At 42.4% G+C, this 11,790-nt stretch carries 13 protein-coding genes and 1 riboswitch; of the genes, 7 read left to right on the forward strand and 6 right to left on the reverse strand.

Annotation, left to right across the window (positions count from 1 at the left end; translation table 11 throughout):
* Positions 1–247 precede the first annotated feature (247 nt).
* Positions 248–973: a type IV pilus biogenesis/stability protein PilW gene (gene pilW / locus R7F07_RS10440; RefSeq protein WP_017820928.1), complete on the reverse strand. Its 726-nt coding sequence runs from the start codon at positions 971–973 to the stop codon at positions 248–250.
* 179 nt (positions 974–1,152) lie between these two features.
* The gene (gene metA / locus R7F07_RS10445) at positions 1,153–2,094 is read right to left on the reverse strand and encodes a homoserine O-acetyltransferase MetA (RefSeq protein WP_005377792.1); all 942 of its coding nucleotides are present in this window, start codon (positions 2,092–2,094) and stop codon (positions 1,153–1,155) included.
* A gap of 340 nt (positions 2,095–2,434) precedes the next feature.
* Here metA and R7F07_RS10450 point away from each other — a divergent pair, with 340 nt between their 5' ends.
* From R7F07_RS10450 to R7F07_RS10460, 3 genes are all read left to right on the forward strand, one after another.
* Complete coding sequence (locus R7F07_RS10450) at positions 2,435–2,821, forward strand: DUF6559 family protein (protein WP_005377791.1); 387 nt, start codon at positions 2,435–2,437, stop codon at positions 2,819–2,821.
* Positions 2,822–2,944: 123 nt separating this feature from the next.
* Complete coding sequence (locus R7F07_RS10455; protein WP_069593657.1) at positions 2,945–3,280, forward strand: DMT family transporter; 336 nt, start codon at positions 2,945–2,947, stop codon at positions 3,278–3,280.
* Between the two features lie 420 nt (positions 3,281–3,700).
* The gene (locus tag R7F07_RS10460; RefSeq protein WP_053303308.1) at positions 3,701–4,651 is read left to right on the forward strand and encodes an LpxL/LpxP family Kdo(2)-lipid IV(A) lauroyl/palmitoleoyl acyltransferase; all 951 of its coding nucleotides are present in this window, start codon (positions 3,701–3,703) and stop codon (positions 4,649–4,651) included.
* 70 nt (positions 4,652–4,721) lie between these two features.
* Here R7F07_RS10460 and R7F07_RS10465 read toward each other — a convergent pair whose 3' ends face one another.
* On the reverse strand, positions 4,722–6,194 hold the full coding sequence (locus R7F07_RS10465; RefSeq protein ID WP_053306903.1) for a carboxypeptidase M32: 1,473 nt from the start codon (positions 6,192–6,194) through the stop codon (positions 4,722–4,724).
* A 223-nt stretch (positions 6,195–6,417) separates the two neighbouring features.
* On the opposite strand from R7F07_RS10465, the gene R7F07_RS10470 reads away from it, so the two are divergent.
* The gene (locus tag R7F07_RS10470; protein WP_017820932.1) at positions 6,418–7,053 is read left to right on the forward strand and encodes a LysE family translocator; all 636 of its coding nucleotides are present in this window, start codon (positions 6,418–6,420) and stop codon (positions 7,051–7,053) included.
* Positions 7,053–7,619: a threonine transporter RhtB gene (locus R7F07_RS10475; protein WP_171343230.1), complete on the forward strand. Its 567-nt coding sequence runs from the start codon at positions 7,053–7,055 to the stop codon at positions 7,617–7,619. Before R7F07_RS10470 ends, R7F07_RS10475 begins: the two co-directional genes overlap by 1 nt.
* A 118-nt stretch (positions 7,620–7,737) precedes the next feature.
* On the opposite strand, the gene R7F07_RS10480 is transcribed toward R7F07_RS10475, so the two are convergent.
* Entirely contained in the window at positions 7,738–9,114 is a 1,377-nt protein-coding gene (locus R7F07_RS10480) for an alanine/glycine:cation symporter family protein (RefSeq protein WP_005377785.1), read from the reverse strand.
* A gap of 122 nt (positions 9,115–9,236) precedes the next feature.
* A riboswitch (glycine riboswitch) is annotated at positions 9,237–9,336 on the reverse strand.
* 526 nt (positions 9,337–9,862) lie between these two features.
* Between R7F07_RS10480 and R7F07_RS10485 the strand changes: the two genes are divergently transcribed.
* Together R7F07_RS10485 and R7F07_RS10490 are read left to right on the forward strand one after the other, a co-directional pair.
* Positions 9,863–10,021 carry a hypothetical protein gene (locus tag R7F07_RS10485; RefSeq protein ID WP_005377784.1) on the forward strand — a complete coding sequence of 53 codons (159 nt, stop codon included), beginning with the start codon at positions 9,863–9,865 and terminating at the stop codon, positions 10,019–10,021.
* Between the two features lie 31 nt (positions 10,022–10,052).
* Positions 10,053–10,787, forward strand: coding sequence for a chromosome partitioning protein ParA (locus R7F07_RS10490; RefSeq protein ID WP_025998562.1), 735 nt, complete (start codon positions 10,053–10,055; stop codon positions 10,785–10,787).
* A gap of 89 nt (positions 10,788–10,876) precedes the next feature.
* On the opposite strand, the gene R7F07_RS10495 is transcribed toward R7F07_RS10490, so the two are convergent.
* Both R7F07_RS10495 and R7F07_RS10500 read right to left on the reverse strand, forming a co-directional pair.
* Entirely contained in the window at positions 10,877–11,260 is a 384-nt protein-coding gene (locus tag R7F07_RS10495) for a hypothetical protein (RefSeq protein ID WP_005377782.1), read from the reverse strand.
* Between the two features lie 99 nt (positions 11,261–11,359).
* A complete protein-coding gene (locus tag R7F07_RS10500; protein ID WP_005377781.1) occupies positions 11,360–11,725 on the reverse strand; it encodes a VOC family protein in 366 nt (121 codons plus the stop codon).
* Between the last annotated feature and the right edge of the window lie 65 nt (positions 11,726–11,790).

Here is an 11,790-nt window from a genome sequence, read left to right on the forward strand (position 1 = left end):
GTGCATGTCAGTAATATTTAGTATTTATCAATGTGCCGAAATCAATCTTAAAAACAGTATGATGTACAAATTTCGTTGTGTGCGCACTTTTTATAATGTGACTTGGTCACTTATTCCGTTCAAATAGTACCGAATTTGACGTTTATGTACAGAATGAATGTATCACCGTGAGTCTGAATTCACTGGATTCTTGGTCAAGCGCTGTATTGGCTGTGAGCTAATGCGCCTTATGTATCGCTATTTTGTACTAAGAAAATTTTTCCAATTGTTTTTGATACTTTTTCTCGAGAGCTTCATTGCCTGCTGCACGTTCAAGTTGAATCATGAGTTGCAAAGAGGGCTTCTTCACGCCATACATTTGATTGAATCTCATTAATCGAATTCTAGCTTCAGTATAATCACCGCTATCAATTTCTATTTTAGCGAGTTGCAAAATCGATTTTGGTCTATGGGGATCATGATCGATAGCTCTAGTAAAGTAGTATCTCGCTTTGTCTTTATCTTGTGATTTTAGCGCACAAAAAGCTGCATTCTCATAGCTCGCTGGAATAAGGTAGTAATAAGGCTGCTCAATGGCTCGATTAAACATCTGATCGGCTTTTTCGAAGTCACCTCGCTTGCAAAGAAAAGTACCGTAGTTATTGAGCACATTTCCGTTTTTAGTGTGTTGGCGTAGAGAGCGTTTATACATCTGTTCGGCTTTAATATCTTCACCAACCGTTTCGTAGTAGTGAGCCATAGATAATTGCGCGCGATAGTATTGAGGTGCGTGGTTTAAGGCTTGTTGTAAGTTATCGTGCGCGCGAATCATGTTACCGCCGTCTAAATAACCTAAGCCAAGTGCGATACGTGATTCTGCCATTGCCACAGGATCGGCTTTAACGACAGGGCTTCCATCTTCTTTCACCGTCACGCAACCCACGAGTGCAAACTGAGACAATAATATTAGTGCACCGAGCTTTGCTGTTTTCATTCTTTATCCCTACATCCCTGAATCTTTCTGCATGATATGAATTACTTAGCAAAAGCCTATTGAGGAAAAAACACTATGCGATCAGGTTTGCAAACTGTTATGAAAAAGCCGCCATATGGCGGCTTGGTTCACATATTACATTTCGGTAATGATGAGTGCTTTGTTTGCTTATTTTGAAGCTAATCGTCTTTAGTGAAAGCATCTTCACTGAAGTGATCGAGGTCGTACGGTGTTTGCTGATAAACACAGTAGTTCAGCCAGTTTAAAAAGAGGAGGTGTCCATGGCTTCTCCAGCTTGCAATTGGTGGGTTATCTGGGTTGTTGTTTGGGTAATAGTTGACAGGAATAGCGGGCTCCATGCCTTCGCTTAAATCTCGGATATATTCATTATGTAAGGTGTGAGAATCATACTCAGGGTGTCCTGTGACAAAGACATTGCGTTTGTCTTTTGTGGTGGCCAAGTACACACCTGCGACATCCGATGTCGCTAAAATGTCTAAGTCAGTATGCTCTTCTAGAAAGTGAGGCGAAAAATCTGCGTAACGCGAGTGAGGAGCCAAAAACGTGTCATCAAATCCGCGTAAGATAGGGTGAAACTGATGATGGATTTGATGATGATACACGCCTGAAAGTTTTTCTTTACGCGTTTTTTTAGGTAGATCGTAGAGTAGCTTTAACCCTGCTTGCGCAGCCCAGCAAACATAAAGAGTGGATGTCACATGATCTTTTGCCCACTCCATGATGGTTTTGAGATGATCCCAATAAATGACATCTTCAAATTGCACCAAACCTAATGGAGCCCCAGTAATGATCATGCCATCGAAGTTTTTATCTCGCACCATTTCAAATTGGCGATAAAACGTGTCTAAATGTTCAGTTGGCGTATTTTTACTCGGGCGGTTATCAATGCGCAGTAATTCGACGTTAACCTGTAGTGGGCTGTTTGAGAGTAGACGCAGAAACTGAGTTTCAGTCTCTATTTTTTTTGGCATCAGATTAAGGATCAGCACTCTTAAAGGACGTATTTCCTGACTCGCTGCACGCGTTTCACTCATCACGAAGATGTTTTCTGTCCTTAATACATCGGTAGCTGGTAATTGATCTGGAATTCTAATTGGCACGACTTTCTCTCCCTAAGCATAGTCAATCTAGACGTCTATACTTCTAAAGCTAACTTAATTAAGTTTAGATGTCGATACGAAATCCGACTTTTCAATCTACTCTTTACATTATGGTAAACCGTACTCGGGGTTGTCACACAATTGTGACTAAAGCAGAGTTTCTGATGAGATAGGTTTGAAACGCAGTGTGTACTATTTGCTGGTAATTATGCGATCACGTTAATATGTGAAGGTGACTTCGTAGTAAGGAAGTCTCAAATTAATGAGCCATACTAAAAACAATCAGCTCACCATTTTGCATTAATGTGCATGTTTGGAAACATCGTCAGTGGAGGACATTATGTTCGGTATTTTCAAGAGAAAGACAAAGATTCAGAGCATCGCCCAAGAAGTTCCTTGCGTGCTACTGCATTCGTTTGGTGATAAAGACATTTATACGCCGGAAGAGATTGATCAAGCTCTTCAAAAGCTGGGTTATGATAAGAGCAAGGATATCAGTCATTATCAGTATGCGTATGGAATGTTTGCCGATGAAGCCTCTTACGAGCTCCTAGAACTAACGGATGAGCTAGGTAATTATGGTCATTTCCAACGTGAAGTAGGTAAGATGCTACTCAATACACCTGAGCCGATTGATATGCATATCTACTTTGAAATTTCTCGTCAGCACCAAAACGTCAGCCTTTCACCTGGTCATCAAAAAGTAAGCGAAAGTGATGGTGTGTAAACATCGTTAGTGGTATTCCATCGTGAGATGAGTTGGGTATAATGCGCGGCCTAATTATCCGGACATGTTGTCGGTTACATTTCTGTTGAGCGTTAATGCCTTATGTTCAAAATGCTTGTCTCTATGCCACCAATGTTGGCGCTGTCGATCGCGATTGTATGTGAAGTGATTGCCACTTCTTATATTCCCAAAACAGAGCAATTTACGAAAGTAATGCCGAGCACAGTCGTTTTGATTGGTTACGGCATCGCTTTCTTCTTGCTTTCCGTCACAGTGCAAACAATGCCTGTTGGGGTTGTTTATGCCATATGGAGTGGTGCTGGGATCGTTTTGGTTGCGACGGTTGGTTACTTTGTTTACGGACAGCGTCTAGACTTACCAGCCCTAGTTGGTATTGGGTTTATCATCGCTGGTGTGTTGATCGTAAATTTATTATCCAAAACAGTAGGGCACGAATAACGCTACTCTACTTGTTAAGTGAATAAGAAGCCGCAGCGAGAAATTGCTGCGGCTTTTTAGTGCAAATTCAATCGCTAATGGCGAGCATTGATATGACGTCTTATTGTTGTATTCATAACGGTCGCATTATGTGATTGAAAAATAGACATTATTTAGCGCATTGAAAATACAAAGTTATGTTTCTTCAAACTTTAGGAAAGGGCAGTAGATAAATCACTCCGATAGATGTTAACGTGGCGACTCATCTTTACTGCTTTTTCATTCCCTACATATTTCTGCAAAGTTCTTATTGTGTAGTGTGTCGAAGAACCATAGAATCCGCGCGCTTTAATTTATGTTATTAGCGTTATCAATGATAAAAGTGCAGTCCATTATCATTGTTTTTATCACTTATAGATGGGCACATCTGACAATACTTACATGAACAAATACAAAAAGCCTGCATTCAAGGCCGAATTTCTTTTGCCTCGTTACTGGGGAACGTTAATTATCATTAGCGTGATGTACTTACTTAGCCTCCTTCCTTTTAAAGTTCAACTAGCTTTGGGACGCAACATTGGTCGTTTAGCTATGCGATTCATGAGAAAACGTCAAGTTACGATCAGACGCAATCTTGAGCTTTGCTTCCCTCATATGGAAAAATGCCAACGCGAAGCAATTCTAAAAGACAACATCGACAATACTGGCATCGCACTTTTTGAGACCGCAATGGCATGGTTTTGGTCAGATAAACGGGTAAACAAACACGTCACGATAAAAGGCATGGAGCATCTAGAGGCTTTAGAGAAGTCAGGCAAAGGTGCATTAATGTTGGCCGTACACTCAATGAATCTAGAGTTAGGTGCTCGTGCTTTTGGCATTAAAAAGTCTGGAACCGGTGTTTATCGCCCAAACAATAATCCGTGCTTTGATTATTTTCAGTATAAGGGACGCTCTCGCTCTAATCGTACACTGATTGATCGTAAAAACGTCAAAGCCATGCTTGAATCACTTAAAACGGGTGAGCGGGTTTGGTATGCACCGGACCACGATTATGGTAACCGACGCTCGACATTTGCACCGTTATTTGCCGTTAAAAATGCTTGTACTACGACAGGTACAAGTTTGTTGGTTGATTCTACAGATTGCGCCATTGTGCCTTTTACGATGGTAAGAGGAAAAGATGGACACTATACCCTAACCATTAGTGCGCCCGTCGAAGGTTTCCCGAAAGAGGATCATCAACGCGCCGCCGCATTCGTGAATCAAATAGTTGAAACATCAATCATGGCAAGTCCGAGCCAGTATATGTGGCTTCATCGTCGGTTTAAAACTAGACCAGAGGGTGAGGACTGTTTGTACAAGCCTAGGCTCATCCCTAGCTTGGCATAACACATAGAGAGCCTAAAAAAAGCCCAAGGAACATACGAACCTTGGGCTTTTACTTTCTATTCTTTTCGCTTTATAAGTAGCGATCTTTTAGGTGAGCTTGAAAGTGTTTAGCATTCAGTGTTTCACCCGTGGCTTGTTTTACCAACTCATCAGTGGTGAATAAGCTACCTTTACTCCAGATGTTTTCCGAGAGCCAATTGAATATCGGAGCTAAGTCGCCAGAACGAATAACCGCATCTACATCGACGGTTTGTTTCATTGCTGCCATAAATTGTGCAGCGTACATCGCACCGAGCGTATAGGACGGGAAATAGCCAAAACTTCCGTCTGTCCAATGGATATCTTGCATACAGCCATTTTTGAAGTTTCCTTCGGTTGATAGCCCCAAGTACGCTTTCATCTTTTCGTTCCAGAGTTCTGGTACATCTGTATGTTTGATGACGCCGTTCATGAGATCTCGCTCAATTTCATATCGAAGAATAACGTGAGCAGGATATGTAAGTTCGTCAGCATCTACGCGAATAAAGCCTTTTTCTACGCGAGTGTAAATTTTGGCTAAATTGTCTTTTTCGAATTCACTACCAGAAAAATGGTTAGAAGCCAGTCGAGCGAGGTGATCGATAAACGCGCTGCTTCGTCCTATTTGCATTTCAAAGAAGAGTGATTGTGATTCATGAATACCCATAGAGCGAGCTTCTCCCGCGGGTGTTCCTGATAAATCTTTTGGTAGCCCTTGCTCGTATCGAGCATGGCCAGTTTCGTGGACAATTCCCATCAATGATTGGACAAACTCGTTTTCATTATAACGTGTCGTAATACGCACATCTGTCGGTACACCGCCACAAAATGGGTGGGTACTCTCATCAAGTCGACCGTGTTCAAAATCGAATTGAAGTAGCTTCATGACTTCCAAACCGAGCGCTTTTTGCTTTTCCGCAGGGTAGTGCGCAGTTGGCAATAAGATGTTGTCTGATTGTTGTTTTTCAAGCGCTTCATCGATCAAAGTAGGAAGCCAGGTTTTCACGTCAGCAAAAAGAATGTCTAACGACGCAGACGTTGTGCCAGGTTCATAAACATCGAGCATGGCATCATAAGGAGTCGTGCCGTTTGCTTCGGCTCTAATTTGCGCTTCTTCCTGCGATAGCTTTACGACTTCAGCCCAGTTCTTTTCAAAACCAGCCCAGTCATTTTCTCCACGTTGCGTACGCCATGCATGTTCACATTTGGAGCCAGCAAGAGATTGAGCTTGAACTAATGATTCTGGTAGTAAGTTAGCTTGCTGCCACCCACGCTTCATTTCTCTTAGGATAGATTCTTCTTTTGTAGACAGCGTCTCTTCTTCTGCCTGAGCGAAAAGCTCTCCCAAGTGCGGTTGAGTCATTAAAGAATGGATATGTACATCGAGCTCTGCCGCGGCATTCGAGCGTGCTTCAGCGCCACCAGGTGGCATGACCGCTGCTTGATCCCAATCTATGATGGCAGATAGATGCTCAAAATTTGCCACTTTTTTGGAATGTTCAACGAGTTTTGTAAATGCGTTCATGTGACTACTCTTATTCTTTTGTTCTTTCCCTAAACACCCGATAACGGGTCCTTCATATGGTGTTGCACTAAGCAACCTGCGTTAATTTACTAATAATTAACAATTAACTCCAACCCATTGTCCATAAACTCACCCAGTTGTATAGCTCTCTTCAAAAAGAAGCTTGCGAATCTTGTGGATTGGCGGTATTGATGAAGGATTGACAATTAATTATCACGATAATATGGATATTTTGAATTTCGAGGCATTTATTATTGCCATTACGATTTTAACGTTAACGCCAGGTTTAGATACTGCACTTGTTATCCGTAACACTAGCCGCTCGGGCCTAAAAGATGGATGTACAACCAGTCTAGGGATTTGCTTTGGCTTATTCGTACATGCTTTTTTTTCTGCGGTTGGTATCTCGGCGATTCTTGCGCAATCAGCAGAGTTGTTCCAAATCGTAAAAATGATTGGCGCAGCTTATCTTATCTGGCTTGGTTTGAGCAGTTTAAAAGCGCTAATGTCGTCGAAAGATGGATTGACCGTGACCGAGCAGATTCACGAAGTGTTTAATGGTAAGCGCTCTTTTAGAGAGGGCTTTCTTTCTAACGTCTTGAACCCGAAAACGGCGGTCTTCTATTTGGCTTTCTTGCCACAGTTTGTGAATCCAGAAGGTTCACCCTTGCTTCAATCAATGATGATGGCATCTGTACACTTTGCTATTGCGATGGTTTGGCAGTGTGGTTTAGCTGGCGCGCTTAACTCGGCTAAAAATCTACTAAAGAATGCAAGCTTTATGAAGTGGATGGAAGGCGCGACGGGCGCAGTATTAGTCGCACTTGGTGTGAAGTTATTGATTGAAAAACCCGTTTAATGCGTAATATTTATCGATTGTTGATACTACTCGCTGTATTTATTGTGGGGATAGGTGCCGCTGTTGCTTGGCATACGTGGCCACAAGTACAGTTTGCGCAACGCGGCATGATCTGGTCTTGGCACTGGGGCTACTTCGAGCCTTTTGCTAATGGAATACAACAAACGCGAACTCAAAATACTAAACAGTTGTTGCTCAGGCGTGTGTATTTGCATGACGCTATTGTCATTTTTGTTTCGACAACTATGGACAATAAATTTGAGGTTGACGTTGTAAAAGAGCAAACCTGTGAACCTAAAACGACAACTTGGGCTTCGGTCTCTGTCAATCATCAACCTGTTAGGCATGTACCTATGGTGTGCGATGCGTTTGGGCAAGGCTACTTTTATCGCTACATCGGGAAACATCTGGAATCGATTGAAGTTGGTGTCGGCGACTCGTTTGTAACAGAAGCATTTTTAGACTGGCCGCTCTCAGAGTTGAAAGCGGATCAATTCAAGCAAAAAAATGCGAAGTTTTTTGAAGAACGTGGAGAAAACGTTGAGCATCAATGGTTGAGAGATTAACCATTTAACCGAAGATAAATAAAGCCCGCTAAATAATAGCGGGCTTTGTGTTTTTACCATGTCTAATGTGTTTTGCTCTCTGTGACTGACAGTTTATGACCGCAAACCTGCCGTTTCATTAAGCTTTCACTGCTTCAACTTCACCTGATTGCGATGTTGAGCTAAAGAACAGTTTGGTTTCTGCCAGTACGACGTGACGCAGTGCGATCAAACCAATCAGGTTAGGAATTGCCATCAGACCGTTTACGATATCAGCCAGTAGCCAAATCATATCGAGGTGAAGGAATGCACCAGATGCCACCAAGCCAACGAAAATCAGTTTGTATGGAAGTACAGCTTTAGTTCCGAACAGGAACACAACGCAGCGCTCACCGTAGTAGTTCCAACCAAGAATGGTGGTAAAAGCGAAGAACATCAAACCGATTGAAACGAGCATAGGGCCAAATGTATCTGCATTTAAACCCACCGCAAAAGCATGAGTCGTCATCGCGGCGCCTGCTAGGTCACTTTGCCATGCACCGGTCAGGATTAGAGCAAGGCCTGTCATGGTACAAATAATGATGGTATCGAAAAAGGTACCCGTCATTGAAATTAGGCCTTGTTTAACACAAGAGTCTGTCTTCGCTGCTGCTGCTGCCATAGGCGCGCTACCCAAACCTGATTCATTTGAGAACACACCGCGAGCGATACCTGATTGGATTGCCAGCATGATGCTTGCACCTAAAAAACCACCAGTCGCTGCTGTTGATGTAAAGGCTGAAACCAGCACTAATTCAACGGCATTGAACAATTGGTCTGCATTCATGATGATCACGCTTAAACACGCCAACACATAAAATACAGCCATGGTAGGAACCACTTTTCCTGCAACGTTAGCAATGGATTTGATGCCACCCAAAGTTACGAAAGCAACCAAAAGAGTTAGTACAAAGGCAGATAGCTCACGGTTAACACCAAGAGATATCTCACTTGCATCCAGAATCGCGTTTACTTGTGGAAACGTACCGATACCAAAACAAGCAACACCCAAAGCAAACACTGCAAACATGATCGCGAGAGCTTTTGAGCCAACACCGTATTGCAAGTAATACATTGGGCCACCAATCATTTGGCCTTTATCATCGACTCTTCGGTACTTAACCGCCAACAAACATTCGGCGTATTTAGTCGCCATTCCGAAAAGGGCAGCGAGCCACATCCAGAATAGAGCGCCTGGTCCACCGAGTTTGATTGCTGTGGCAACACCAACAATGTTACCAGTACCAATTGTTGCTGAGAGCGCAGTACAAAGAGCTGCAAAGCTAGAAACGTCACCTTGAGTATTAGATGACTTATCTTTACTGAATACCATCGCTAGCGCTGTTGGGAGGTGTTTAAACTGGATCAAGCCAAGGCTAAAAGTGAAGTAAACCCCTGTACCTACTAGCAAAATAAGCAGCGGTGGACCCCAGACAAAATTATCGATGGTTTGTAGTAAAGATTGTAGGTTGTTCATGATTTCCCCTTAATAAAACAACTAATAAGGAGAAGAGGGAAAGGACGAGATCAACGATCTCTAAAAGAACTAAGCTATTGGTTGTAGGCGGGAAGGCCAAGCAAAATAGTTAGGTTGTAACTTTCCACTCCTCTGTCCTTTTGCCTGAGAGTTTCACCTTGCGTGAGTGCAAGACTTGCTCCTTCGGCGACCGATTTAACGGTTCTCTCCAGAGGTTCCTCCAACTACAGTCCCCGCTACCTAGGTAGCACCTGAAATAGTTAATTCTTCGGCGAGTTATGCTAATCAAATGTTAAAATTTGATTAATAACCACTCTCCTGCAGTCTTCATCGGAACAATTACTCAATTAAATGAGTAAAGGTTAGTTAATGATGCTGGTCATCATTAACGTGTGAACTCTATCATGTTTTTGGTCCATTTCAACACCCTATGTCAATTTATTTTCAATGAAATAACCTCATCAATTTTCATGAAGGTATGTTTGCCAATCTTTTTGTGCGAGTCACGGCATAAATAAAATTTATTGGGTTAGGGAATGGAACCCAAAACACTTCAGAACGATAAATGTGTTTCGATCGTTACGACATAAGTTATTCAATTAAGGACACAAAATTGATTAAAATCGGAGCACTTATTTTAAAATCTACGCTAAGTTGACCTTATGGTACGTATAAATGGGTTACAATGAATCTTTGTGAAACAGTCTACGGACCTAGGCAGTTTTTCATGAGTGGACAAGGAGGCGGTATGACCAGATTATTAGCCATTGCGGTGTTGATTGCAGTAGCATTTGTGTTGTTTCGTTATCGAACCAATGAAAAAGTCCAAAAAGCGACCGTTATAACATTAATTGGCGCATTTCTGATTTATACAGCATCAATTATGTTTGCGGAATTGATCCGCTAGCAAAGTAAAAGAGTCCTTGGAGTAGTATACGGTGAGTTCTCAGAACAAAATGGAAGAGCAAGACGACGTAGTTGTCATTGAAGAGCGTGACAAACGTACGCATATCTATATCGCAATCGCTGCGGTGTTAGGCTTGGCATTTGGTGGCCTTGTTGGATCGGTTGTCACTGCGAACAAGTGGGAATCGACTTACCACGTATTAGAAGAAAAGTATCAAGCACTAACGCAAGATAAAACCCAGTTGGCATCTCAAGTAAAAGTGCGTGAAGAGGCGATCGACCAAGAAATACAAAACCAAGTTAGTGAGTTACTCGCCGCGAAAGATGAAGCTCATCAGAAAGCACTTAAGAAGTTGCAAAAGCAGTTGACTGAGGTCGAGAAGGTCAACTTGTCACTAGAGTCTCAATTGAAGCAGCAGGCAGATAAGATCAACACGACGAAGTCAGAAAATGAGAAGTTGAGTCGTCAAGCGGATATGCAAGCGACTATGTTTGAGCGGTCCCGCGAAGTATTCCAGAAAGAGCTAAAAATTTCGCAAGAATTAGAGTCTCTCGAGAAAGAACGGTCGAAATTATTACCTAAGATTGAGAAACTCAAGAAAGAGTGTGACGTATTTTTAGAAGGCAAATCTTGGGACGTGAAGTCGGACGCGTGTGATAAACATGATGAAGCTAATTCACGACTAAGTCAGGTCGATCAAATGATTGAAGTCTATAAAATGGACCTCAAACAAATCAAAGCAATAACGGAAGATATCGGCCTTTAAGTCTTTTGTATCCGGTTTTGAAAAGCAAAAGGAGCTCTTTAAGAGCTCCTTTTTCGTTGTTAGCTATGACTTTTAGCCTGTCGCGTATATTAGATTCGTGAGGCGTCATAGCCTGAGGCGAGCAGGAGCTCTCGTTCGTGTTTAATCAGCTGAGCTCGATCTTCAATTAGTTCATTGAGTGCTTGAGATGGCTTACCTGCTAATGCTTTGAACGAAGCAAAAGATTCCGCGGTGTCGATTTTATCAATCATCTGACTGATGACATTACGAGCCTCACACGGGTTACTCGTCGTTGTAAAGTATTCTACTTGCTTTGCTGCCGATTTCATCTCAGTTAATAGCTCAAGCGGGCTACTTTCTTTGGCTACTGCCATGTAGTTATCCAGCACGCGCTTTGCATAAAGCAGTTCTTTGAGGGGGATATCTCTTCCGCTCTCGATTAGGGATTCGCTAAGGATCATACTTGAGCTCATGGGCATTCCTTCTTATTACTACGCCGCTTTTGATGTTTCCTTGAGTCTAATTTATTGAAGTCACATTGGGAATGGGTAAAAAGCATTTTTAACGCATTTTTATTCATTTATGAAAACACGAATGCGATGCTTATCTGGATCGATAGCCATAAAATTTAACCCATACACTGATGTCGCTGGTGGTTGAACAAACTCAACACCTAGGTCTTTCCAGCGCTTGTAAATGCGCTCTAGCATATGACTATTGGGCACCGATAAAGACAACTCGGTGCCACCACCTCTAATTCCGCTGTAGGGTGAAAGATTATCTCTTTGCTTGAGTGTCAACGTTAAGCCTTCGGTCAGTGGAATAGCGGCGAAGGTTGGAGACAACTGCGTGACTTTGCGTTCGAACAGTTTCGAATAAAAAACTTGGCTTATGTGGATGTCCTCAACGTAGAGAACGAATGAATTGATAGTCAGCATGGTTTGTTCCTTAATCAATTAGAAACAGTAGGGGCAATCTAACGGAAAGGAACGACAGGAGTTGT

The sequence above is a fragment of the Vibrio sp. YT-16 genome, assembly GCF_033337405.1.
Classification (GTDB): Bacteria; Pseudomonadota; Gammaproteobacteria; order Enterobacterales; family Vibrionaceae; genus Vibrio; species Vibrio alginolyticus.